Annotated in this window: 29 protein-coding genes; 18 read left to right on the top strand and 11 right to left on the bottom strand. The window is 42.5% G+C overall.

Annotated elements, in window-relative coordinates; all coding sequences use genetic code 11:
• Nucleotides 1–96: 96 nt before the first annotated feature.
• The 5 genes from DN068_RS00860 (at nucleotide 97) to DN068_RS00840 (ending at nucleotide 2,549) form a co-directional block, all read left to right on the top strand.
• The gene (locus DN068_RS00860) at nucleotides 97–732 is read left to right on the top strand and encodes a DUF4294 domain-containing protein (RefSeq protein ID WP_110996984.1); all 636 of its coding nucleotides are present in this window, start codon (nucleotides 97–99) and stop codon (nucleotides 730–732) included.
• Nucleotides 733–898: 166 nt separating this feature from the next.
• Nucleotides 899–1,639 (top strand): bacillithiol biosynthesis deacetylase BshB1, encoded by a 741-nt coding sequence (bshB1, locus tag DN068_RS00855; protein WP_110996983.1) that lies wholly within the window; start codon nucleotides 899–901, stop codon nucleotides 1,637–1,639.
• A 198-nt stretch (nucleotides 1,640–1,837) separates the two neighbouring features.
• Complete coding sequence (rpmB, locus tag DN068_RS00850; protein WP_110996982.1) at nucleotides 1,838–2,074, top strand: 50S ribosomal protein L28; 237 nt, start codon at nucleotides 1,838–1,840, stop codon at nucleotides 2,072–2,074.
• Nucleotides 2,075–2,101: 27 nt separating this feature from the next.
• Nucleotides 2,102–2,284, top strand: a complete 183-nt coding sequence (gene rpmG, locus DN068_RS00845; RefSeq protein WP_110996981.1) for a 50S ribosomal protein L33 — start codon at nucleotides 2,102–2,104, stop codon at nucleotides 2,282–2,284.
• A 91-nt stretch (nucleotides 2,285–2,375) separates the two neighbouring features.
• A complete protein-coding gene (locus DN068_RS00840) occupies nucleotides 2,376–2,549 on the top strand; it encodes a DUF4295 domain-containing protein (protein WP_110996980.1) in 174 nt (57 codons plus the stop codon).
• A 626-nt stretch (nucleotides 2,550–3,175) separates the two neighbouring features.
• Here the strand turns inward: DN068_RS00840 and DN068_RS00835 are convergent.
• The 3 genes from DN068_RS00835 to DN068_RS00825 form a co-directional block, all read right to left on the bottom strand.
• Nucleotides 3,176–4,462 (bottom strand): ABC transporter substrate-binding protein, encoded by a 1,287-nt coding sequence (locus DN068_RS00835; protein ID WP_110996979.1) that lies wholly within the window; start codon nucleotides 4,460–4,462, stop codon nucleotides 3,176–3,178.
• Nucleotides 4,463–4,483: 21 nt separating this feature from the next.
• The gene (guaA, locus tag DN068_RS00830; RefSeq protein WP_110996978.1) at nucleotides 4,484–6,022 is read right to left on the bottom strand and encodes a glutamine-hydrolyzing GMP synthase; all 1,539 of its coding nucleotides are present in this window, start codon (nucleotides 6,020–6,022) and stop codon (nucleotides 4,484–4,486) included.
• Between the two features lie 173 nt (nucleotides 6,023–6,195).
• Nucleotides 6,196–6,507 carry a DUF3467 domain-containing protein gene (locus DN068_RS00825; RefSeq protein ID WP_110996977.1) on the bottom strand — a complete coding sequence of 104 codons (312 nt, stop codon included), beginning with the start codon at nucleotides 6,505–6,507 and terminating at the stop codon, nucleotides 6,196–6,198.
• 100 nt (nucleotides 6,508–6,607) lie between these two features.
• Between DN068_RS00825 and gldD the strand changes: the two genes are divergently transcribed.
• On the top strand, nucleotides 6,608–7,183 hold the full coding sequence (gldD, locus tag DN068_RS00820) for a gliding motility lipoprotein GldD (RefSeq protein WP_110996976.1): 576 nt from the start codon (nucleotides 6,608–6,610) through the stop codon (nucleotides 7,181–7,183).
• Nucleotides 7,184–7,322: 139 nt separating this feature from the next.
• On the opposite strand, the gene DN068_RS00815 is transcribed toward gldD, so the two are convergent.
• A complete protein-coding gene (locus DN068_RS00815; protein WP_123985174.1) occupies nucleotides 7,323–7,817 on the bottom strand; it encodes a hypothetical protein in 495 nt (164 codons plus the stop codon).
• Between the two features lie 452 nt (nucleotides 7,818–8,269).
• On the opposite strand from DN068_RS00815, the gene DN068_RS00810 reads away from it, so the two are divergent.
• The 12 genes from DN068_RS00810 to DN068_RS00755 all read left to right on the top strand — a co-directional run bounded on the left by DN068_RS00810 (nucleotide 8,270) and on the right by DN068_RS00755 (nucleotide 18,730).
• On the top strand, nucleotides 8,270–9,106 hold the full coding sequence (locus DN068_RS00810; protein WP_207798825.1) for a helix-turn-helix domain-containing protein: 837 nt from the start codon (nucleotides 8,270–8,272) through the stop codon (nucleotides 9,104–9,106).
• A gap of 110 nt (nucleotides 9,107–9,216) precedes the next feature.
• Nucleotides 9,217–9,975, top strand: coding sequence for an SDR family NAD(P)-dependent oxidoreductase (locus DN068_RS00805; protein ID WP_110996974.1), 759 nt, complete (start codon nucleotides 9,217–9,219; stop codon nucleotides 9,973–9,975).
• 37 nt (nucleotides 9,976–10,012) lie between these two features.
• Entirely contained in the window at nucleotides 10,013–10,804 is a 792-nt protein-coding gene (locus tag DN068_RS00800) for an SDR family oxidoreductase (RefSeq protein WP_110996973.1), read from the top strand.
• 256 nt (nucleotides 10,805–11,060) lie between these two features.
• Entirely contained in the window at nucleotides 11,061–11,816 is a 756-nt protein-coding gene (locus tag DN068_RS00795; RefSeq protein WP_110996972.1) for a YwqG family protein, read from the top strand.
• 178 nt (nucleotides 11,817–11,994) lie between these two features.
• Complete coding sequence (locus DN068_RS00790) at nucleotides 11,995–12,507, top strand: c-type cytochrome (RefSeq protein ID WP_243630017.1); 513 nt, start codon at nucleotides 11,995–11,997, stop codon at nucleotides 12,505–12,507.
• Nucleotides 12,494–12,970 (top strand): c-type cytochrome, encoded by a 477-nt coding sequence (locus DN068_RS00785; protein ID WP_110996971.1) that lies wholly within the window; start codon nucleotides 12,494–12,496, stop codon nucleotides 12,968–12,970. Before DN068_RS00790 ends, DN068_RS00785 begins: the two co-directional genes overlap by 14 nt.
• Nucleotides 12,971–12,992: 22 nt before the next feature.
• Entirely contained in the window at nucleotides 12,993–14,963 is a 1,971-nt protein-coding gene (gene nosZ / locus DN068_RS00780; protein WP_110996970.1) for a Sec-dependent nitrous-oxide reductase, read from the top strand.
• A 55-nt stretch (nucleotides 14,964–15,018) separates the two neighbouring features.
• Entirely contained in the window at nucleotides 15,019–15,594 is a 576-nt protein-coding gene (locus tag DN068_RS00775) for a hypothetical protein (protein ID WP_110996969.1), read from the top strand.
• Nucleotides 15,591–16,010, top strand: coding sequence for a nitrous oxide reductase accessory protein NosL (locus tag DN068_RS00770; protein ID WP_110996968.1), 420 nt, complete (start codon nucleotides 15,591–15,593; stop codon nucleotides 16,008–16,010). The genes DN068_RS00775 and DN068_RS00770 overlap by 4 nt, the downstream gene beginning before the upstream one ends.
• Entirely contained in the window at nucleotides 16,007–17,257 is a 1,251-nt protein-coding gene (gene nosD / locus DN068_RS00765) for a nitrous oxide reductase family maturation protein NosD (protein ID WP_110996967.1), read from the top strand. Before DN068_RS00770 ends, nosD begins: the two co-directional genes overlap by 4 nt.
• On the top strand, nucleotides 17,254–17,979 hold the full coding sequence (locus tag DN068_RS00760) for an ABC transporter ATP-binding protein (protein WP_110996966.1): 726 nt from the start codon (nucleotides 17,254–17,256) through the stop codon (nucleotides 17,977–17,979). The genes nosD and DN068_RS00760 overlap by 4 nt, the downstream gene beginning before the upstream one ends.
• On the top strand, nucleotides 17,963–18,730 hold the full coding sequence (locus DN068_RS00755; protein WP_110996965.1) for an ABC transporter permease: 768 nt from the start codon (nucleotides 17,963–17,965) through the stop codon (nucleotides 18,728–18,730). The genes DN068_RS00760 and DN068_RS00755 overlap by 17 nt, the downstream gene beginning before the upstream one ends.
• Here DN068_RS00755 and DN068_RS00750 read toward each other — a convergent pair.
• From DN068_RS00750 to DN068_RS00720, 7 genes are all read right to left on the bottom strand, one after another.
• Complete coding sequence (locus tag DN068_RS00750; protein ID WP_110996964.1) at nucleotides 18,727–19,968, bottom strand: hypothetical protein; 1,242 nt, start codon at nucleotides 19,966–19,968, stop codon at nucleotides 18,727–18,729. The two genes, DN068_RS00755 and DN068_RS00750, sit on opposite strands and share 4 nt — an antisense overlap.
• Before the next feature lie 276 nt (nucleotides 19,969–20,244).
• Nucleotides 20,245–20,706 (bottom strand): hemerythrin domain-containing protein, encoded by a 462-nt coding sequence (locus DN068_RS00745; protein WP_110996963.1) that lies wholly within the window; start codon nucleotides 20,704–20,706, stop codon nucleotides 20,245–20,247.
• Between the two features lie 11 nt (nucleotides 20,707–20,717).
• Nucleotides 20,718–21,446, bottom strand: a complete 729-nt coding sequence (gene ric / locus DN068_RS00740) for an iron-sulfur cluster repair di-iron protein (protein ID WP_110996962.1) — start codon at nucleotides 21,444–21,446, stop codon at nucleotides 20,718–20,720.
• Between the two features lie 54 nt (nucleotides 21,447–21,500).
• Nucleotides 21,501–21,896 (bottom strand): group III truncated hemoglobin, encoded by a 396-nt coding sequence (locus tag DN068_RS00735; protein WP_110996961.1) that lies wholly within the window; start codon nucleotides 21,894–21,896, stop codon nucleotides 21,501–21,503.
• A 160-nt stretch (nucleotides 21,897–22,056) separates the two neighbouring features.
• Nucleotides 22,057–22,914: an AraC family transcriptional regulator gene (locus DN068_RS00730; protein WP_207798824.1), complete on the bottom strand. Its 858-nt coding sequence runs from the start codon at nucleotides 22,912–22,914 to the stop codon at nucleotides 22,057–22,059.
• A 111-nt stretch (nucleotides 22,915–23,025) separates the two neighbouring features.
• Entirely contained in the window at nucleotides 23,026–23,505 is a 480-nt protein-coding gene (locus DN068_RS00725) for a DUF4822 domain-containing protein (protein ID WP_110996960.1), read from the bottom strand.
• Nucleotides 23,506–23,699: 194 nt separating this feature from the next.
• Complete coding sequence (locus DN068_RS00720; protein ID WP_165836239.1) at nucleotides 23,700–24,920, bottom strand: amidohydrolase; 1,221 nt, start codon at nucleotides 24,918–24,920, stop codon at nucleotides 23,700–23,702.
• Between the last annotated feature and the right edge of the window lie 8 nt (nucleotides 24,921–24,928).

Genomic DNA, 24,928 nt, shown 5'->3' with positions numbered 1-24,928 from the left:
CGGGTTACTATCTCCGAAAAAAATGATAAATTAGAAAAGATAGACCCTTGCTATCATATTAAAAATACAAATAAAAAGCAGAGATTTACAGTACTTATGTTTTTGCGCCTGGCCGCCATATTATTTTGTTTTTCATTAATCTCCACCATTCCCGTAAAGGCGCAGGCACCACATGCAAATGAACCGGTGCCACATGGAAATGATACTATTCGTGTAGGCGGAGTTGTGACTGCGGAAGGCGATACTTTAGCGATGGTTTTTTTACCGGAATTTACCAAAACGGACCGGATGCCGCGTCATCTTGCACGCCGCCGGGCGGAATGGGATCGTTTACATTACAATGTATATAAAGTATATCCGTATGCGGTGATTGCAGCTGAAGTGCTGAAAGATGTAGACGTAAAACTCGCTGCGCTTCCTGATAAAGCGGCTCGGAAGGAATACTTAAAATCCGTGGAAAAAGAGTTAAATAAACGCTTTAAAGGCGAGCTAGAAGATCTTACTATTACACAAGGCCAGATTCTGGTAAAACTCATCGACCGGCAAACCGGGAAAAACTGTTTCAGCATCATCAAAGAACTGAAAGGCGGCTTCTCGGCGGTTATCTGGCAGTCTGTCGCCCTACTCTTCTCCAATAATCTCAAACGTGAGTACGATCCTTACGATCGTGATAAAGACATTGAGGCCGTGGTCCAGGAAATTGAGCACAGGGGGTACTATAAACACCCCTAGGCAGGGGAATTCCAGCGTGCGTAAAACACATTAATCGATTGACAGTTTCCTTATTATCGGATTGTCGCGAAGCTCATTCTTCACATTCCTCATTAAACACATTAGTCACATTCTGCCTGATTTACCTAATTCACCAATTAACCATTTAACTTACTTTTGCAACACTATGCAAAAACTCCATATCCTTGCCATAGCTGCACATCCCGACGATGTGGAACTAAGCTGTGCGGGCACACTCATCAAACACGTGGAAATGGGCCATGCGGTGGGTATTCTGGACCTTACAGAAGGCGAACTGGGCACCCGCGGCACTGTAGCAGATCGCTACGCGGAAGCTGCGGCGTCAGCCAGCCTCATGGGCATCAGAATACGTGAGAATGCAAAAATGGCAGATGGTTTCTTTATCAACGATGAGGCCCATCAACGGATTCTGATCTCCTACATCCGCTTTTTCCAGCCGGATATTGTGATTACCAATGCACTCGACGATCGCCATCCTGACCATAGCCGCGCAGCCAAACTTGTTTCTGACGCATGTTTTCTGGCCGGTCTCCGCCAGATAAAAACGGATTGGGACTTGTCTTCTCAGGAAGCCTGGCGACCAAAACGTGTATATCATATGATTCAGGACCGCCAGATGGAACCAACTTTTGCGGTAGATACCACCAGCAGTTTCCCTAAAAAGATGGATGCAATCCGCTGTTTTAAAACACAGTTTTTCAGTGATTCAGATACTTCCGGCGATCCTACCACCTATATTTCTACGCCCGATTTCATGCACCAGCTGGAGCATCGGGATGCAATGATGGGAAAAAGAATTGGCGCAAAATACGCTGAAGGCTTCGTAAGTGTAAATCTTCCAGGGATTTCTGACTTAGATGCATTACTTTTGCCGGAAATCAGTTAAAGCACGAGAACTGGTCTACCGATTGACAGCGATGCTGTAAAACATTTAATATAGTTAAAAATGGTTTGCAATATCCTGAAAATCAGTCGCCTAAAAAGCGACAAAAACTGGAAACAAATTTATTGTCAAAAAAAGGTTCAAAATATTTTGCGATTCCGCGAAAAAACAAGACCTTTGCAGTCCTAAAAAAAGTAAGAAATGGCACGCGTTTGTCAGGTAACAGGTAAAAAGCCTATAACTGGTCATAAAGTATCCTTCTCTAACAAGAAAGCTAAACGTCGTTTTCTGCCTAACCTGCAGACTAAACGCTTTTTCCTTGTAGAAGAAGATCGTTGGGTAACATTGAAAGTATCAGCTGATGCTATTCGCACGATCAACAAAAACGGTTTGTTCTCAGTTGTAAAAGAACTGCGTGCAAAAGGCGTAAACATCTAATTCGTTAAAGTATAAATTACTTATAAAATGGCTAAGAAAGGAAACCGTGTACAGGTAATATTGGAATGCACAGAGCATAAAAACAGCGGCCTGGCCGGCACAAGCCGTTATATTACCACTAAGAACAAGAAAAATACTCCTGAACGTATCGAGTTGAAAAAATACAACGCGATCATGAAAAAGGTGACTGTTCACAAAGAAATTAAATAATTAATCTCTTTCTAGATTTCTTATTTAAGGCCTGCAATCTATTTGGTTTTGTATCCTTAAATTAAAAATCAAAATTTAAAATAATTACGTCATGGCAAAAGCGGCTTCGAAAAACTCGAAAGTAAAAGACCTTAAAGCTTCAGCAGAAGCTAAAAACTGGACCAAAGTTATTAAGGCTGTTCGCAGTCCTAAAACAGGTGCATATACTTTCAAGGAAAATATCATGCACAAAGATAAAGTGAAGGATTTCCTCGATCAAAAATAAGCTCATTCTTATCTTATTATATTAAAGCTGGCATAAATAATGCCAGCTTTATTTATCTGTTTTCTCCGCTGACATCTGGTTTTCCGGTTGTCAGATTTTTTGTGTCCGGAAGTGGCGGTATTTTCTCACGGAGGCACAACGACAGTTGGTAACGGCTAATACTTCGACTACGCTCGGTATGACATCGCGTTATTCGTGGTTTTGTAAAAACGAAGGTCATCACGAGGAGGCCACCAAAGACCAACATGGTGATCTGATTTCGTTCAGGGAAAATACTTGGCGTCAGCGCTCCGTTAATCAACAGTGCTATAATTGCGCAGGCTTGTAACTATATATAAACGCGAAATCAGATCCTCACTTCCTCGTGCCTCGTCATCAGGATGACCCACATTTTATTTCAAATGCAATTGAGGCTCAAGCAACGACACTCCGTTCGACAAAGTCAGAGACTTCATCCAACCGTTTTGGATTAGAAGGCACCCGCTGTGATGACAAACCCGAGTACCGTATTCCGGGAAACTCAAACAACGCGCAGTTTGCTTCGTCCCTCGCAAGGAAAGGGAGTAACCATGCGCAAGTAACAAACGCGAAATCAGATTGCGACGTCGTCCCTCCTCGCAACAGCGTTATTGCTCAATCATGTAAGAACCGCTCTGATAGCGATACATGTAGAGGTGCTGGTTTTCATTGTACAGCAGATTCTTTTCGCTATCCCATTGCAACTTGATATCATAACGGGTAAACGGCGCTGCGTTATTGTCGCCCATGTGCGTGTTGAAGATGGTACCATATTTCATGAGCAAATATGCATACCAGTTGAAGATCTCGTAACCGCGATACACATATTCATTCGGACGGCCTCCAAAATCATGCTGGTAACGATTGGCAACTGCCTGACCGGATTGCGTGGAATAATCAAAATAATATGGCGTGGTATAATAAACAGCAACATTTGGATAAGCGTCGGCCTTCTTGAGTGAATTCAGCGAACGCCAGGTAGGCATACCGAAAACCTCAAAATTGTAACGCGGGAAATACTGATACAACTGCGTCAGTAAAGTTTCCGCGTAAGCATTATCCAGAATCGGCATCACGATCACATTCAGTTCTGTGCTGTCAAACTGAGCCGCCAATGCAGCTTTGGTTGGCAGTGTGCTCACGTTTATTTTCTGGAATTTCTTCTCTTCATCGTCCACAATGTACTTGTAGGCTGTTTCGTCTACAGATACGCTGCTGCGATTGTACACAAAGAATTTCTTGCCTGAATGTTTTTTAAATGCAGCCTTACGAATCCATTCGCAGTTCGTTTGCAGCGATGGCTGTAGCAAAGTGAAGTAAGGATTTTCTTTCACTCCGGCGTCTGAAGGGGAAAGCGCTGATATAAAATTGATCTGATGTTTTAAAGCAAATGCAGCCAGCACACTTACATCATTCGTAGGAACACAACCAATAATTAAATCGGTTGAATCCAGTTTTTTACTGCTGATTAACTGTTGTGGTGTTTCACCAATTGCGGTGATATCGTGTACAAAAACATCGATTTTGTAGAAATTTTTGTCCAGCGTATCCGCAGCCAGCTGAAGACCTTCATAGAAATTGACGCCAACAGCGGCTTTATCAGGGAGCTTGCCTTTAAAAGTTGGTTTGTTGTTTTTAACCAGTTCATCAAGATACAAAGGAGCCAACACATCGATGCGATAACGTGCTTTGATTTTGGAAGGCGGATAATCTGCCTGATTCTTTTTAACTGGCTTTGCAGCCGTAGGAGCGGCTTTGGGAGGAGCTTTCTTTACTGGTTTCTTTTTAGGTTGTTCCTTCTTAAACCAGTTTTTCCAGAACTGGGCCTGCGCTTTTGGTGCGCAGGCCAGTATAAGGATGAGTATTGTGAAAAGAAAATACTTCTTTTTGTTCATAATGACTTTGTATAGCAAAAACTATTCCCACTCAATAGTAGCCGGTGGCTTTGAGCTGATATCATAAACCACGCGATTGATTCCTTTTACCTGGTTGATGATATCGTTGGATACTTTAGCGAGGAAGCTGTGCGGCAAATGTGCCCAGTCAGCGGTCATACCGTCTACAGAAGTTACAGCGCGAAGTGCAACAGTAAATTCATAAGTACGTTCGTCGCCCATAACACCTACGCTCTGTACCGGCAACAGGATTGCGCCAGCCTGCCAAACTTTGTCGTACAGATCGTGATCGCGGAGTGCCTGTGTATAGATAGCATCTGCTTCCTGCAGCATTTGTACTTTGTCTTCGGATACGGCGCCGAGGATACGGATACCGAGACCAGGACCAGGGAATGGATGGCGACCAAGGAACATCTGATCAATACCCAGTTCGCGGCCTACACGGCGTACTTCGTCTTTAAACAGGAAACGCAGCGGCTCTACGAGATCCATATGCATGATCTCTGGCAGACCACCTACGTTGTGATGCGATTTGATGGTAACAGAAGGACCGTGAACGGAAACTGATTCGATCACATCCGGGTAGATAGTACCCTGACCGAGGAAATGTACATCCTGGATTTTAATTGCTTCATCGTGGAATACATCGATGAACAAACGACCGATGATCTTACGTTTTTTCTCAGGATCGGTAACACCAGCGAGCTCCGTGTAGAAGCGTTCGCGGGCATCGATGCCTTTTGTATTTAAACCGAGGTGTTTGTAACCGTCAAGAACTTGCTCAAATTCGTTTTTGCGGAGGAGACCGTTGTCTACGAAAATACAGTAGAGATTTTCGCCAACTGCGCGGCTGATCAGCGTTGCAGCTACTGTAGAATCTACACCGCCGCTGAGCGCCATTACCACTTTACCGTTACCAACCTGATCTTTGATGCGCTGTACCGTTTCCTGAATGAATGTAGCAGGCGTCCAGTCTTGTTTTGCGCCGCAAACATCTACTACGAAGTTTTTCAACAGTTGTTTACCGTCTGTGCTGTGTGTTACTTCCGGGTGGAACTGGATACCGTAAACTGCATTTTTCGCGTAGTCTGCTTTTGCTTTGTAAGCCGCTACCGGAATGCTTTCTGTTTTAGCGATTACGGTAAAGCCTTCTGGCAGATGTTTTACGGAGTCGCTATGGCTCATCCAAACCTGAGAACCTTCATTGATCGTAGCGAGCAAAGGATCTGAAATGATGGATTGGAGGTGTGCACGGCCGTATTCGCGGTGTGTAGACTTACCTACTTCCCCGCCCGACTGCTGTGCGATCAGTTGCGCACCATAGCAAACACCCAAAACCGGCAGATGATCGGCCATAGCTTTGATGTCTGGCTTTGGCGCTGTAGCATCATTTACAGAAAACGGGCTACCGGAAAGGATAATGCCTTTGAGGTTGGCTTCGTACTGTACTGGTTTGGTACAAGGCTGGATTTCGCAATAGATGTTGAGTTCGCGGATACTGCGCGCGATAAGCTGCGTGTATTGTGAACCGAAGTCGAGTATGAGGATTTTATCGTTCATCTGAAGTCTGAAAAATGTTTTTGTATTTGCTGAATTGTTATTTCCCAGGGAAAGGCTGAACAGGGTTGTTGCGGATGAATGGTGCCAACGCCACTGAAGTTATAATAGCGGTAAGGGGCCCGGACAATCGTTTAGAATTATACAGGCCCCTTCCGAAATAATTTCTGAACGGTTTACGCCTGACCTGTCTGGCCTACTGTAAATGGCATTCCAACAGATTCCTGGTCTTTAATAACACCGTTTGCAGCTTCAAAACGTTTTACGTTGTCGATGAGGGCAAGCATAAGGCGTTTTGCGTGCAGCGGAGACATTACCATACGTGATTTAACTTTTGCTTTCGGCACGTTAGGCATCACGTTGATGAAATCGATTACGAATTCGGCGAATGAAGAGTTTACGATCGCGAGATTTGCGTACTGGCCATCTGCCATTTCCTCAGTGAGTTCTATGTTCAGTTGCTGACCTTGTTGTTGATCTTCTTGCATAAAATAAGGATTTAACTAATTCAGGGTGCAAAACTAACAAAAAGCGGCAAGAGTCAATAAAGGGCTTTCGTTTTTCGCTAAAATTCATAGTTTTGGAGCCATGTCCCGGATTTTAGCCGCAGTTATTATTTCTGTTTTATTCTTTACAGCTTGTCGTCCTGATACTTATATTCCAAAACCGCGTGGTTATTACCGGGTGGATTTTCCGGAGCATGCGTATAAAAATTTCGACTCGGCGGGATTTCCGTATAGTTTTGAATATCCGGTTTATGGAAAGATTACGCAGGATTCGGCTGATAAAAATCCGTTTTGGATCAACGTGGATTTCCCGACGCTGGGCGGCCGCATTTATCTGAGCTATAAGCAAATTACGCCTGCCACGCCGCTGAGTAAGCTGCTGGAGGACAGTTATGAGCTTTCTTATTACCACGATAAAAAAGCGGATTATATTAATACACCAGCTTTTCACAATAAAAATAATGTATCTGGTGTGCTGTATGACGTGGGCGGTAATGCCGCTTCTGCGTACCAATTCTTCGCAACGGACTCTTCTAAAAACTTCCTGCGCGGCGCGCTTTATTTTAATGTGACACCGAATGCAGATTCGCTGCGCCCGATCAATGAGTTCCTGAGAAAAGACATTGATCATATGCTGCAGACGCTGAAGTTTAAATAAAGGCCTCCTCTAACTCCTCCGAAGGAGGAGAACGCTCAGCACGAGTGGTCCGAATTATCTGGGGACCTTCGTGCAACGTTTATATGCTCATGTCTTTGGGAAGAGTGAAGCTACCTGCAAGAAATTTGGTATGTTTATTTTACAAATGAAACGATATAACCGTCATTTCGTCCCGGTAATAGAAATGCCAGGGTTTCAAATGGGCAATAAACCTGTCACGTCTTTGGGTTAGATTCAAAACTGAATCAATTGCGTCAGTAGTTGGCGTTACCAATAAATTTTGTTGTTCGCTTCCGCTCCAATATCTTTTTTGACAAATACAAAAAGGAGTCGAGCTCACAAATATGCGATAAGAGCCATCTACGCTACCAATCTTATCGTCTTTAATACTATCGCCTGTGGGAATGGATGCAATGCCGCAACTCAGATTATATACCAGCGCAGCTGTAGCTGAGTCCAGGGCCATTTTTACAAAATGATACTTCCGCGATTTCCTTATCTTTCTTTTCTTATTGTAAGGTTCGTAAGTGTAGGTAGTCGCCATTCCGTAAAAAGAAACACCATCTTTTGACCAGACATCTACCACGTTGCAGTTGGTATAATACCTAAAATAAAGGCTATCCTTCGATTTCAACAGCGACGGTAGTTTTAGCTTTTTGTCTTCCTCAAAAACACAAAAGCTATCGCACGCCACATTTCCACACCTTTGTTTCTTTACTTGTCCGTAGCTGAAAAAGCTTTGCAGGGAAAGAAGAAGGGCAAGGAATATTTTTACGCGAAGGTTCACACCTCAATAATACTTTGCAAAATTGACAATTGACAGTAGATAATGGACAATTGACTTGCATTTGACAGTCGGCGCTATGCAGGTCTATGCTTCGTCTCGGCTCAGCATGACAAACGCAAGACTCTTCATTTCGTGCAGATGGCTTCATACTTCGCCATGACATGAGTATATTAAAACCAGCTTTGCCCGCCGTGCCGCCGTGAGCAAAGTCTGCGCCTTTACGTGGAAACCCGCGCGAATATTTTGAATTTTGACTTTTGAATTTTGACTTTTGAATTTTGACTTCTAACTTAATACTAATGAAAAAAGTCGACGGTATACCGATGCATATTCTTCCGGAGCAGCAATTTATGGCTTCGGACAAGCGTACTGCGTTTGGAGAACATATACCGAGCCACCGTATCGATTTCTTCGCGATTATCTGGTTTACGGAAAATAAAGGCGTGCATTATATCGACTTTGAGCGCTACCCGATCAAAAAAGATATGGTCTACTTCGTCGGTAAAAACCAGATTCATTCCATTCCATCTGAAGCTTTGCCCAAAGCTAAAACCATTGTTTTTCCTGATTCGTTTTTTCATCGCATTGAAGAACCGTTTTTAAGGCAATTATTTCTGCCGTTTGAAAATGAAGGTGTACAGATTCCAGCGGAGATGCTACGGCCGATGAACCATCTTTTTGAGCTGATTTTACTGGAATGTAAAGGACCTGCAGATTTGAACATGCTGCTCAAATACACGACTGCCTTTCTTTTACATCTTTATCGATTCGGACAACATCGTTTTTCTATTGCAGCCGGAGAAGATACACGCATGGTCAAGCTTTTCCAATTAATGGAAACACACTACAAGGAAAACAGATCAGCTGAATTTTATGCACGTCAGATAGGACTCACCACCAAGCGCATCAACGAAATACTGCGCGAAAAAGCGGGCATGACCATGAGCCAGCTACTCTATCAATTGCTCTTGATTGAAGCCAAACGTGAGCTATTTCACGGTGAGTTTTCTATCAAAGAAATCGCTTATAATCTGGGCTTTACCGACCAATCCTATTTTGCCCGCTTCTTCAAAAAACATACGGGTCTCACACCCGAACAATTCAGACAGAAAGAAGGTCTGCATATTCCAGCCTAAAGGTCAGATGTTCAAATAGTGCTAATCATCAGCCATTTTGTGCGGCTTCTTTCGCTGCACACTTGGGAACTTTATGTCATCAAATTTTAATCCAAATAAATTTCATAAAGATGAACAGATTAGCAAATAAAGTGGCCATTATCACAGGTGGTGCAGGATCTATCGGTGCTGCTACTGCAAAGAAATTTCTTGCCCAGGGTGCCAAAGTTGTTTTGGTTGACCTGCAGGAAGAAAATCTTCAGAAAACAGTAAAAGATCTGAATAGTCCGGATGTAAGTTATATAGTAGCCGATGTTACCAAAAGCGCAGAGGTACAGAAATATGCGGATGAAACCGTAAAACGCCTGGGCAAGATTGATATTTTCTTCAACAATGCCGGCATTGAAGGTGTGGTAAAACCTATTGAAGAATATCCTGAAGAAGTGTTTGATAAAGTAATTGCCGTAAACGTAAAAGGTGTATGGCTTGGCTGTAAATATGTATTGCCGCAGATGAACGATGGTGGTAGTATTATCATTACATCATCCGTTGCAGGTGTGATTGGCAGCGCGGGTACAAGCGCATACAATACGAGCAAACACGCTGTAATTGGCACGATGCGTACAATGGCGCTGGAAGCAGCTCCAAGAAAAATACGTGTCAATACGGTGAATCCAAGTGCTGTAGATAACCGCATGATGCGTTCGCTGGAAGATGGCTTTGGTCATGGTGAAGGTGCTGCAGCTAAAAAAGCAATTGAAAGCACAATTCCATTTGGCCGTTACGCGCAACCGGAAGAGATCGCCGATATGGTGGTGTTCCTGGCTTCCGATGACAGCAAATTCGTTTCAGGTACAATTAACCTTGTAGACGGTGCTTCTCAGGCATAAGCCTTATTCAATTTTCAAAAATTAAAACACACAAACAATGGGAAAGTTAAAAGATAAAGTAATCATAATTACGGGTGCTGCAATGGGCCTCGGATATGCCACAGCACTGGAAGCCGCTAGAAATGGCGCGTTGCTTTCTTTAATCGACTACAATGCCGATCTGTTGGCAAAAGCAGAGAAAACAATCCTCGAACAGTATCCTGATGCAAAAATACTGACCACAGTTGCAGATGTATCTGACGAAACAGCAGTGAAAAAATATGTGGACGAAACAGTGAAAAAATACGGCCGCATCGACGGCTTTTACAACAATGCCGGTATTGAAGGTCGCCAGGCGCCAATGGCAGATTATGATGTGGACATCTTCAAAAAAGTGATCGACATTAATCTGTTGGGCGTTTATTATGGTATGCGTTACATCATTCCGGTGATGCAAAAACAGAATTATGGCCGCATCGTGAATGTAGCTTCTGTGGGCGGGATCAGAGGTGTACTCAATCAAACGCCTTATGTGGCCAGCAAACACGCAGTTTCTGGTATGACTAAAAATGCTGCGCTTGAATATGGCCGCGATGGTATCCTGACGAATGCAATTGCGCCGGGCGCGATTCTTACGCCAATGGTAGCCGAAGCATTTAAACAAGTAAATCCTGCAGATCCTAAAAAAGCGGAAGCAGAGTATGCACAGGCGAATCCAACTAAACGTCTGGGCTTACCTGAAGAAGTAGGGAAATTGGTGGTATTTCTGCTGAGTGAAGATTGTAGCTACGTCAATGGTCAGACGATTGCGATCGATGGCGGACAGTCTAATTCTTATGGCAATGTTTAGCTCAAAGCTGAATGCCTAAAGCTGTGTTATCCCATAATAGCCTTTGGTTTTGAGCTTTAGGCTTTCAGCTTAATTCCTCCAGTAGAAATGCAGCAGCCGGGAAGTCTTTCCCGGCTGCTTTTCATTTTAAAAGCATAAAACTCAAAGCTTAAGGTCTAAGACTTTGTTTTTTTACAAAAATGTTTCACGTCTTGTACTCCAGACACTGCGCTTTAGGCTTTGAGCTTTAGGCCGTATCATTGCAAAAAAATACGAGATGATTCCTGCATTTTTAGCGCCATTTCAGTCAGAAATAGAAAAACGTAAGCTTGATACCATTAAAATAAAAGCTACGCCGCTTGCCAATGGTGAAAAACTAGCGATCACGCAAAGTAAATTTTTAGGACAACCTTATTTGCCTGTAGGAATGGATTATCCTAAAGGCACCGACGGCAAACCTTTGATCATGCTCGCACAAATCAATTTTGCAGAAGCACCGGCACTTGAGAACTACCCTGCTGAAGGCATTTTACAATTGTTTGTGCATCCAACCAAATGGGATGAAATGAAGGATTATAAAGTGCTTTTTCATGAAGCAGTTACAGATAATTTCCAAACAAATTTCGGTTTTCTAAAGCCAAATCTTTTTGACGAGAGCCCGATCGAATGTGAGCATAAACTTGAATTCAGAAAAGAAACTGAATACGGTAGTGTTTGCGATTTTAGATTTGACGTCACCTTCGGTGGAAAAAGCTATGATGATTATCAGGAGACTTTGCCGCAGGCGGAAATGGAGGAACTGGAAAATCTGTTTTACATCACAGGCCATAAAATTGGCGGATACGCTTCTTTTACACAAGAAGACCCAAGAAGCAACGACGATAAATCTAAAGACGATGTATTGCTTTTACAGGTTGATTCTGACCGGAAAATTATGTTTGGTGACAGTGGTGTAGCCAATGTGTTCATTAATATAGAAGACCTGAAAAATAAGCGTTTCGATAAAGCTTATTTCAATTGGGACTGCTGTTAAGCCGTTACCTGACCATACCAAAAAGAACAGCCCGCACAAACTGTGTGGGCTGTTCTTTTTCAATACACTATAACAAAAAAAACAGCAACAAACATGATACTTATCAAGGAATACATGATAGATATCATAAAACATTGCATAAAATTATATGTATATTTGACATACTAAATTATTTGCAATGGCACGGAAATATTATTTATTACTTGCATTCGCAATAAGCGCTAGCATGATCTACAGCTGCGGATCAAATACCGAAAAGGCTCCCAGCAACCCTCCTCCAGGCCAATACGTCCAAGAGCCCGGTGATTCCTTAGCCAACAAACCAGGTGAAGTTCCAAGTGATAACACTACATCAAAAGGAATAGGAAAGTTCAAAGATGTAAAGCTCAACCATCCGCTCGATCAAAAACTCGTTGACGCTGGTAAAGCAACCTATGATGTGAAATGCGGCTCCTGCCACAAGCTCACCGAGGAAAAACTGGTAGGTCCGGGATGGAAAGGTGTTACCGACAGACGTACACCGGAATGGATCTTGAATTTTGTAACCAACACAGACGAGATGATTGATAAAGATGCGACCGCACAAAAGATGATGGAAATCTGTATGGTTAAAATGCCCAACCAAAATCTCAATGATCAGCAGGCAATGGAAATTCTTGAATTCATGAGGAAGAACGATGGCAAGAACTAACGCTTTTTTTAGCAAACGAAACCTTTTCGCTGCAAGTATCTGCGCACTCATTCTGGCAAGCTGTCACTTCAGTCCGAAGCAGGAAAGCAGTCAGGAAAAAGTAGTCAGAGATACTTCGTCAAGCGCAATCGGTCAGGGGAAATTTACAAACGTTACCCTCACTCATCCACTCGACCAACAAATGATTACCGCCGGAAAAAGCATCTACGATATAAAGTGTGGCTCCTGCCATAAACTTACCAGCGAAAAGCTTGTAGGTCCGGGATGGAAAGGTGTTACGGACCGGAGACGCCCCGAATGGATTATGAATTTTGTTACCAACACCGACGAGATGATCAACAAAGATGCACAGGCACAAGCCATGCTGGAAGTTTGTATGGTTAGGATGCCCAATCAGAATTTGAGCGACAATGACGCCAGAAATGTGTTGGAATTTATGAGAAGCAACGACAATAAAAATTAATTGATCCCTTCAATATTTTTCAATGAAAAAAATCATAATCACACTCTGTACAATTTCACTTTACACCACCACCCCCTCCTGTAAAATGAAATCTGCAGAAGCTGCAGTTGTCGGAGATGCCGCCAGTAAGGTTTACGTTGCACCGGGCAAATACGATGAATTCTACAATTTTGTCTCCGGAGGATTCAGTGGACAGGTAAGCGTGTATGGGCTGCCATCAGGACGGCTTTTAAAAGTAATACCGGTATTCTCCAAAAACCCTGAAAATGGCTGGGGTTATAACGAAGAAACGAAGGCTATGCTGAACACAACTTTCGGCGAGATTCCGTGGGATGATCAGCACCACTTAGATCTATCCCAAACAAACGGCGAGCACGATGGAAAATGGCTATTTGCCAATGCTAACAATACACCTCGTGTCGCCCGTATTGACCTAACGACATTTAAAACCGCAGAAATACTGCAAATACCGAATAGTGCGGGTAACCACTCATCTCCTTTTATTACAGAGAATACAGAGTATGTGGTGGCCGGTACCCGCTTTTCCGTTCCGATGGGTGACGAAGATGTACCGATCAGTTCGTTTAAAAAGAATTTCAGGAGTACAGCCTCTTTTATCAGCGTTGATAAAAATACCGGACACATGAATCTGGCTTTCCAGATCGTATTACCGGGCATGAACCTTGATCTGAGCCATGCTGGTAAAGGCCCTTCGCACGATTGGTTTTTCTTCTCCTGCTACAATACTGAACAAGCTTATACATTACTCGAAGTAAACGCTTCGCAGAAAGACAAAGACTTTATTGTTGCTGTAAACTGGAAAAAAGCGGAAGAATATGCAAAAGCCGGCAAAGGCAAAAAAATGGCCGCAGATTATGCGCATAATACTTACGATGAAGCTAAACAAACTGCTACGTCTGTAATTGAGCATGATGTTTTGGTGCTGGATCCGAAAGACTGTCCGGATATGGTTTATATGATTCCATGTCCAAAATCGCCGCATGGTTGTGACGTAGATCCTACCGGTGAATATTTTGTGGGCAGTGGTAAACTCGCAGCGCTGATTCCGGTATTCTCTTTTGCAAAATTTCAAAAGGCAATTCAGGATAAAGCATTTGACGGAGATTTCTATGGCATTCCGGTAATCAAATACGAAGCGGCTTTGCATGGCGAAGTGCAAAAACCAGGGCTTGGTCCGTTGCATACTGAATTTGATGATAAAGGCAATGCCTATACTTCCATGTTCCTTTCTTCAGAAGTGGTAAAATGGCGACTCAAAGACCTGCAGGTATTGGATCGTGCACCGACTTACTATTCAGTTGGTCACCTGATGGTACCTGGTGGGGATACCAGAAAACCATACGGCAAATATCTCGTGGCTTACAATAAAATCACCAAAGACAGGTACCTGCCAACGGGTCCGGAGCTTTGCCAGTCTGCACAGCTGTACGATATTTCAGGTGATAAAATGCAGCTGATTCTTGACTTCCCAACGATCGGCGAACCGCACTACGGACAGGCTTGCCCTGCTGCACTCATCAAAGACAAACAAGTCAAATTCTATGACATCAATAAAAATGGCAACCAATACGTGACAATGGGCGAGAAAAAAGCCAATGTTGTTCGTAACGGCAATCGTGTAGATGTTTATATGACTGCTATTCGTTCGCATCTGGTGCCTGATAATATTGAAGGCGTTTACGTTGGCGATGACGTATACTTTCACGTAACAAATCTGGAACAGGATTGGGATCTGCCACATGGATTTGCGATTAAAAATAATCCGGATGCCGAGTTGCTCGTCATGCCAGGAGAAACGGCAACGCTTCGGTTCTCTCCTCAGAAACAAGGTATTTATCCATACTATTGTACCGACTTTTGCTCGGCTTTACACCAGGAAATGTCTGGCTACTTAAGAGTATCTGCTAAAGGAAGTAATGTTCCGCTGAAATTCGGAACCGGAGTTATCGACACTACTGCTTCGGCAAAATAAATGATCCGTTTATCACAGGCAGCGAGCGATTCGCTGCCTGTATTATTTCTACCGAATGAAAAAACTCACCATCTCAGGCAGAATTAGCGTCATCGTTGTTATCTTATTCCTCGCTACACTCTGGTTTTTCCCAATGTGGCAAATAGATCTGCGTGCCCCCCAATATCCTGGCGGGTTGTCTATGCAAATCTGGATCAACAATATTACAGGTGACGTCGATATTATCAATGGTCTGAACCATTATATCGGCATGAGTTCCATTCACAAAAAAGATTTCGCCGAGTTTGTTTTTTTGCCTGCGACGATGCTGGCATTTATGGGAATTGGCGTGATCGTTTTTATCGTGAACCGGAAAATCGGCTATTATTTATGGACTGTCATTTTCTTATTTATCGCAGTATTTTCATTTTACGATTTCTATAAATGGGAATATAATTACGGACACAATCTTAATCCCGAAGCGCCTATCAAAGTTCCCGGAATGTCTTATCAACCGCCATTACTAGGCTATAAAAAGATGTTGAATTTTGAAGCGCTTTCGCAACCGCATGTCGGAGGCTGGTTTTATATCGCAGCTGGTGTGATGCTGGTGATCATTACATTTTTGGAATTAAAAAAAGCAAAGAAATGAGATACATAGCGTTGCTGATCGCAGCCATTTACCTCATGGGCTGCAAATCCGAATTCGAGCCGATCACCTATGGAAAAGATCCTTGTGAACATTGCAAGATGACGATCGTCGACAAACGGTTTGCCTGTGAATTACTTACTGAAAAAGGTAAGCCTTATAAGTTTGATGATTTGGGGTGTCTGCTTCAGTGGCTAAAACAAAATAGTAATGCCGGCAAGAATGCACGGCTATTTATCGCTAACTACGCAGCACCCGATGACAAGTTTCTCGATGCTTACCAGGCAAAATACATACACAGCGAGACACTCCATACACCGATGAACGGTAACTACGCGGCCTTTGAGTCGAACGCTGCTGCTCAGGACGTAGCCGCACAATTGCAAAGCAATATCCTCACCTGGAATGATCTCAAATGAAAGTTCAGCGCTTACGTTCAACCCAAATTCTTCTGCTCACCATTTTGTTCCTTTTTCCGGCAACGGGATTCGGAAAACTTTTCAAAGTATCTTCCGGCAGCATATCTATTCAATCAGCGATAAATGTAGCGCACGACGGCGATACGCTATTCATTACCGCCGGCAAATATCTACAACATGATATTGTGGTAAATAAAAGAATAACCATTCTTGGTGAGCCTAACGCCATTATTGACGCGGTTAGCAAGTATCAGGGGTTTCTCATACAGCACGATTCCGTTTTCATCCAGGGCATTCAGGTTTCCAATACCGGTCGTACTGCGGTTACGGATATGGCGGGCATTAAAGTGATCAATGCTAAAGGCGTGCGTATATTCAACTGCAAACTGATCAATAACAGCTTTGGTATCTATCTCCAGAATTCGACGGCGTGCACGGTAAGCAATAACCTTGTTCAATCAACTATTGCCAACGAGATAAACGGCGGCAATGGCATTCATGCCTGGAAATCGGGCAATCTGCTTATTAATAACAATGTTGTTTCCGGACACAGAGACGGCATCTATTTTGAATTTGTGACCGATTCAAAAATTTTATCCAACCGGTCAGAACATAATCTGCGATACGGATTGCACTTTATGTTTTCCAATAATGACGCTTACAGTAAAAATGTATTTCAGGATAACGGCGCTGGCGTTGCGGTCATGTATTCCAATCATGTGCTGATGACCGACAATATCTTCACGCACAACTGGGGTGAAGCTGCGTATGGTTTGCTCCTGAAAGACATTACTGACAGCAAAATCCTCCATAATCGCTTTATAAAAAATACAGTCGCCATTTACATGGAAGGAACAACTCGTGTTGATGTAAAGCGTAACTTAATAGAAGATAACGGATGGGCGTTGCGTGTACAGGCCAGTTGCAGCGGCAGCAATTTTAATGAAAACAATTTTCTAGGTAACTCGTTTGACGTTGCGACCAATGGCACATTGATGCTCAACTATTTTGACAGAAATTTCTGGGATAAATATGATGGTTATGATCTGAATAAAGACAACATAGGAGATGTACCCTACTATCCCGTAAGTATGTATTCGGTAGTGACGGAAAAAATTCCGCCCGCTATGATCCTTTACCACAGCGTTTTTACCAATGTACTTGACGAAGTAGAAAAGGTATTACCCACACTGACACCCGACAAACTTAAAGATGACCATCCCGCAATGAGGAAAATAGCGCTATGATTAAAATTGAAAATCTGACCAAACGATACGGAAAATTCTACGCACTGAACGATATCAGTGCTGCATTTTACAAAGGGCAAACAGTTTCATTGCTTGGCCCTAACGGATCTGGCAAAACAACGCTTATCAAATCTATTCTGGGTCTCGTGATTGCGGAATCAGGCGTTATTAAAGTCAACGGACACGATGTAAAAAAAGACTGGGCCTACAAGGCAGACATCGGCTACATGCCGCAAATCGGCCGTTACCCGGAGAATATGACTATCCGTCAGGTCATCCGCATGCTCAAGGAAATGCGAAAAGACGTAAACAGCTACGACGAAGAATTGATTGAACGGTTTTCGCTGCGTGCCATTGAACATAAAACTATGAAAAGCCTTTCCGGAGGAACACGTCAAAAAGTAAGTGCCTGTCTTGCATTTCTGTTTCGGCCAAATCTGCTCATTATGGATGAACCCACCGCCGGCCTGGATCCTGTGGCAAGTGAAATACTGAAAAACAAAATTGCGCTGGAGCGCGACAATGGCAAACTGATACTTATTACATCGCACGTCATCAGCGATCTTGACGAAATCACCAGCCATGTGATGTATCTCCAGGATGGAGCGCTTGTTTTCTATAAAACGGCGGAAGAACTAAGAGCATCAACTGGTGAAGAGCGGCTAAACAAAGTAATTGCGGCAATCATGCAAAACGGATATGCATATGAAAACCATCGTTAAATACGTCCTTCTGGATCTTATCAAAAACAAAACGGTTGCGGTATACACAATTGTATTGTTTATTCTTTCCTTTTCAGTACTGGGAATGAGCGGCAATATCAGCAAGGGTATTTTAAGCCTGCTGAACGTCACCTTGCTTTTTGTACCGTTAATCAATCTGCTTTTCTCTACGATCTATTTCTTCAATTCTTCGGAATTTATTGAACTGTTACTGGCACAACCTGTAAAAAGGAAAACGATGCTATTAGCCAACTACACCGGCGTCGCAACCGCGCTCACCGCGGCTTATGTTATAGGAATTGGTGTTCCGGTGATGATGCTGGCATTTAATCCGGCATCTCTTATGTTACTGCTTAGCGGTGTTTTTCTAACACTTGTTTTCTCTGCAATCGGCTTGCTGATATTTGTGATATTCAGTGATAAAACAAAAGGAATCGGTGCAGCAATCGTAACCGCTTTATTTTTCACATTGATTTTCGACGGGCTATTACTCGCTTTTATCTATTCTTTTTCAGACTACCCGATAGACAAACCAGTAATCGGTTTCATCTCACTCAATCCAATTGACCTCGGCCGTATTCTCGTGTTATTAAAACTGGATGTTGCTGTAATGATGGGTTATTCGGGCGCATTATTTAAAAAATTCCTGGGTTCATTTATAGGCATCGCATATGCCTGCACCTGCCTGCTGATCTGGGTTGCGCTGCCATTGATTGCTTCTGTAAGAATATTCCGGAGAAAAAACCTTTAGTTTCTCGCCTGCAGTTTCGATTTAAAATTTTTCAAAGCGGGTAATGCAATCAAAGCCGCACCTGTTGTCAGCCCGATTGCTGCGAACCACAACAACAGCGGATAAATAGTACTGCCAATCATGATCATGGCTGTAAGTCCTTGTGCCATCAGAAAAACTTCATTCGCAATCACAGCTGCAGAAAAAATAATAATGCCGGCTTTGAAGGTTTTACTACCCGAAAAAAAACCGAGATTCATAAGATAAAACAAAAGGAACAGCGTAAGAAAACCGAGCATCACTAAATGCAGATAACCTATAATAATGGGTCTGTCACCAAAAACAGCATGGCCAATTGCCGGAACTGCGATGCCAATTTGCACAGCAGTTTTCAATGCAAATGCGATCCAGGAAATAATACCTACAACCTTTGCAACTGGATTTGTTATCGACAGTCCGTTCTTCTTTATTGTATTGAAGGCTTTGAAAAAAAACACGAGCGTTGCAGCCAGCAAGACACAGCCCAGATAAGCTATCAGTCGTATAATTGTATTAGCCGGATGCCATAAGAATGAAAGAAAAAGGGTTGGCGCAACAGACAACGTGAGCACGATTACAAATCTGCGGAACTGTTTTTTTGTATGTTCACTAAACTGTAAACGAAAATAATTAATAAACAATGCTACAACCGCTAATGTAAAAAAACCGTTGTATTGAAAATGCAGATAAGTGTACACAGAGTCTTTATACAAGGACATTCCCGCTTTATGTGTCGCTAAAATATAAGCCAGTGTAAATGGTCCGACTGAAGAAATGGCGAAACAAATGACAGCTGTAATACTTAAGAGAATAACGCCGTCGCCGCGTTCTGTTTTGAGAACATCTCTGGCGAAACACCAACTAAAAATATAGCTAACGAAAATGAACAATGTAGAGCAACAGATAGACACGGCTCCGTAGCCCTGAAATGGAAAGCTAAAAAGCATGCCTGTTGCTGAAAACGCCGTCCCAAATAAAAGCCACTGATAGATTTTCCGCCTGGCTTTTTCTGCAGGCAAAATTTCGTACACCATTAGAATAAAAAGACAGAGTGTTATCCAACCACCGAAAGCGAAATGTGAATGCGCCTGCAGCAGATTTCCAAAATCAATTCCCGGAATACTGAAAAGAATTTTGCTTCTCAAAGTAAGACCGAGTAAGGCTACGACCAGCAAATTAAAAATTGCTACAGCCAACCATTTATTTCGTTGATTAATCATTGCGGTGCGATATGTTTATGGTTAAGACAAGCGAAGCAATGCATTACATTATGAAAACGATTTCTTCAACAGTCACTACTAAGGCCATTCTTTCTATCGAAAACGCAGGAATCCTGTTGCAAATTTAAGTGTGTTTAAGCGTTTCCGGCACATAGTATCTGTAAAAAGGTATTGCAAAAAAGCGACCGCTTCTTAAAACAGAAACAGTCGCTTCCTATTCGATTGCCATCGCTTAACGCAAGGGGTTTCATTATTTACCGATAACTTTTTTTCATTTTATACCCAAAAAGTATCCGGGGAATTATCCTGTTCTAAAATCCCATGCAATTGCGACAGACGGTCTCCGAGTGCCGCTAACGTTTCTTCTGGCACCTCCCGTTCTATGTGTGGAAATACTACCCGTTCTTCAAAACGAATATGGTTATCCAATGCATCTGCAAGCTCCTTAAACTGACCCATTTCATTTTCCGTTGCCGGGACTATCATGCCAATAAGCCGTTCAACGTATCCGTGCTCTCTTATTGCCTGCTCAGTAATATCATCTTTCAATAATGGAAACAACATCGACTCTTCTTCTTTAAAATGCACTTGCAAATGTCCCTCCCAAAAATGCTTTACATAAAGCCGCAAACGTTGTGCTGAAACATTCTTCTCAATGCCCTGTCTTATCTTCCAGCAAAACAACAAGCCGGCATGATGATATCTGGATAACGGTTGAATACCTTTATGTCTTTTCATCGCCTTGCTCTTTAAAATGATTCTTCAAGCACAATCGCCTTCGGAAACAGAATATTATTTTCGAGGTGAATATGCAGATGCAGATCTTCTTCAAATTCCTGCAATGCTGCAAAAGCCGCTTTGTATGTATTGCAACTGTCGGCCGGAGCAACGTACTGATTACTGAGCGATTTTATGCTGCGAAACCTTTCTCCCTCAACATCGTGCTCGTGCATCATCATCCGTATCGGATTCTGTACCGTTCCAAAAGGCACCGCTATTTCATTACGACCTTCTAATTTCGCCAGAACCATCTTCCGGATAAACGGAAAAAGTATTAGCTCTTCTTTTTTCATATGCGCGGTGAGTTCCATTGCGCAAGCATCGAAATGCGCTTTTATTTCGGCCAGTTCAGGATGTTTCGCGCCATGCACATGTACAATTTTCTCCAAAAAAGACTGTATCACCGGTATTTGCATGCTCACATAACGGTGATGTTTTTTTTCTATCCAATCAGCTAACAGATCTAATGGAAATGAGGAATAATCGGCGGTAGTACTTTGCCCAGACCGCGAAGTTTTCACAATTTCTTCCAACTCCTGAATCAAGTCGGCAGATCCGATCTTCTGCGCTTCACAAGCGGCACCGATAGTTCGGCCGCCGTTACAGCAAAAATCAATGCCTGCTCGCTCAAACACAGCAGCGGTACGATAATCCTGCGCAACAACTGCGCCAATAATATTTTCGTTTGAAATGTTCATGACTAATCGTTTTAAAATTTATCACTTAGAAATGAAAGTCAATCCAGCGGTGTACTACAACAGTGGTGTTGCCGGATGTTCCCTGTAATACTCAATTTTTGAAAGAAACATAACCGCCATTTTATTCCCTCTCCATTTTGCCTCCTCAGCCCGCTCACCCGCAAAATGTTTGTCTACTATTCTATGCCAGAGAGATACCCAGGCTGAAAAATGCGTTGTATCCAAAGGCATCTTCGCATGCGGCAAAAATGGACTGCCCTGATAGGTGTGTTCCTCTAGCAATACCGTTTGCCAAAAACGATACATTTTTTCCAGATGTTGCGGCCATCTGTGTTCAAGAATGTTGTTGAAAATATCGCCGAACAACGGATCTGCACGGACATCAGTATAAAAATCATCAACGAGTATCCGGACATCTTCGATCGTCGCTATATCTTTTTTGTCAGCCATTATTCTATCGAATCTAAACACCTTACTCTCTTTATCTTATCAAAAAGGGACATAAAATCCGGTGCTGTATTTCCATTCAAAGGTAACGACTTTTTAAATAAAAGACATTTTTGTCCTTTATTTTTGTAAAAGTTTTTACAGCCACTATCGACTAATCCAATTACCCTTCTCTAAATTGCGTAGGCGTAATTCCAGCCTGGGTTTTAAAAAAATTGGAAAAATACGCGTGATCTACAAAACCCAATTCGAATGCAATCTCTTTTATGGAAAGGTCTGATGTTTGAAGGAGTCGTTTCGCTTCCAGCAATACACGCTGTTGTATCAATTTTGTAGCCGATACATCAAGATGAGTTTTACAGAGAATATTCAAATAATTAGCGGTGATGTGCAGCTTTTCCGCGTAGAAACCAACCAATTTTTCCTCCTTGTAAAATTTATCGATCAACGCCTTAAAATTTGCAAGCCTCGGATTTGATTGAAAAACTTTCAGATCGGTGAAAACATGCTCCGCCTCTTTACTTACAATTGCAGCAACGACGGCAGCTCTTGCACTAATAATTTCGGATACGGAGTTTGCTGCGTTTAATTCATCTTTTATCGCGTCAAATTCATATTTCAGCAGATTAAAATTTTCGTTGCTCAGCGGAATGACCGGATGATTGATATAATTAGAAAACGAGAAACGGAAAAATGGTGCAAAACGCTCAAAGAAGTTTTGCTGTATCATCAGCTGGTAACCGGTTGTGTTGGGCTTGATCTTCCATGTATGAACTTGGCCAGGAAACAATACATGTATCTGTTTATTTCCGATCGGATAATCGTGAAAATCGATCGTATGAACACCTTTGGCTGATTCAAAAAGATTAATGATAAAGAAATCGTGCTTGTGCGGTTTATCTATATGCCGTTCACCGTGCAGCTCATTAAAGAGAAACTCTTCCCTCCCGGCCAGCTGACCTTTTCTGAATTCATGAATACCTAAAACAGGAATGTAACTAGTGTCATCATACATCTTCATACCGGAATAATTAAATTGGAAGCTTAGCTTCTAAAATATGGAATTTTCACGGCAAAAAAATAGATCGATCCTGAAAACAAGATCGATCCTTTCTATCAAATCAGCGCACCACTATTTTGGCTCAGTGTGAGTTGTCGGCGTATGGATAATATCAAAGTATATTGTCTTATCAGTAGCATCAGGAAACACACGGTAAGTAAACTCTTGCTGTGTCAGCACAACGATGTCTACTACACGGGTAAACAACACAGCACCATTCGCATCTTTCGCAACGACTGTACGCGTTTTTCCATCAGCCGGAACAGACCAGTCGCCATGCATTTTTGGAGAATCATCCAGATTGAACATCGTAAACGTGCCATCTGCTTTGAAATAAGCATAACCAACAAAATTCGAAACATTCGGATCGTTTAACGCGACATCTGCACCCGCACTATTTTTTGCATTTGTAGTTAACCAGGAAATGCTGGCGAGTGTTTCACTCGGCGTAAGCTGTTTCGGTGCAGTATCACTATCCTTTTTACAGCTAAAAAAAACGATGCTGCATACTGCGAGAAAAAGAACGGAACTTAATTTTTTCAGATTGTTCATGATTATTTTTTTAGTCTCAACAAAGGTATCTGGTCGTCATAACGAAGCTTTGCAGTTTCCATCTCAAAGCTTGAAAGATTTATCTTTTAAATTCAAAAGTCAAAAAATACTTGGCGTTTAAACTAAAATCCCGTTACAGTTACAACGTCCTAAAAACGTTGGAGATTTTAACTTTTGAATTTTGACTTCGTAATTTAAAAAACGACGTTCCCTTGATGCACCAACGATTTCACAGGCGAAACTCTTGCCACGGCTTCAGCAGAGCACGAAGCTTCAAGGAACACTAAACTGGCATCATTGCCTGCTTTCGGCCATTGTTGATTTCCTTTATCGTCTAATGGAAGCTGGTATCTGGTTGCAAAACCAAGCGTTCTTGACAATGCCCATTCCGAAGTATACCCATAAAGCGACGCAATGAGTCTCGCTTTCTGCAGCATATGTCCCGGACCAAATGTGTTCCAGTGATCCTGGATGTTATCGTTGCCGATCAGCACTTCTACACCATGTTTGCGCAACAATGGTATTGGCATTACCGTATTTCCAAATGGCACCGAAGAAACAATACCTACACCTGCCTCCGCAAGATTGGCAGCCATGCGCTCCGTCTCCAGATCAGAAAGGTGTCCCAACGTGAAAGCATGACTCACAAAGGTTTTGCCACGAAGCGCCGGATTTTCTTTTGCTTTATTAATGAGAAACTCAATCGTCTTGTTACCTGTCACTCCTACTTCATGCAGGTGAATATCAATTCCCTTATTATTATCTAATGCCAACTGCGTAATGAGATCCATCGTTTTTTCGATACTTCCGTCAATAGAATATGGATCTACACCACCGATAAAATCAATGTTCATTTTGGCCACTTCTTTCAACAGCGGAGCGGTGTCCGTATAAAACACGCCGTGCTGCGGAAATGCAACCAACTCTGCACCAATTGTCTTCTTTTTATTTTCCAAGACTATCTCCAGATGTTTCAAAGAATCAAAACCGGAAGTCGGATCGATGTTGAAATGCGAACGTATAAAATGTGTGCCGTTCGACTGCAGAAAATCAATCAGTTTGCCGGTACGTTCCACAGAAGTTTTCAACCATTCAGGAATCATTTTCTGTTCGTAGGCAATTTGATCTTTTACCGTTTTGCGCGTATCTGAAACGGCTTGCCAAGGCAGTCCATAAAGGTTCTTATCCAGATGCGCATGCATATCTTTAAACGCGGGAAGCATCAGCCAACCCTTCGCATCGATCGCATTTTTATTGAGGTCGTTAGGCATGACCGATTTGATCTTATCTCCAGCTACTTCCACACAGAAAAGCTCCGTTTTAGTATGCACTACTTCATCACCATCATATTCAAAACCCGTTTCCAGCAACACGTTCTTAAACGTATAGTTACTGCTATTTACTATTTTATCCATCGCTTATA

The sequence above is a fragment of the Taibaiella soli genome (genome assembly GCF_003236175.1).
GTDB lineage: Bacteria > Bacteroidota > Bacteroidia > Chitinophagales > Chitinophagaceae > QKTW01.
This window is presented reverse-complemented; position numbering and strand designations above follow the sequence as displayed.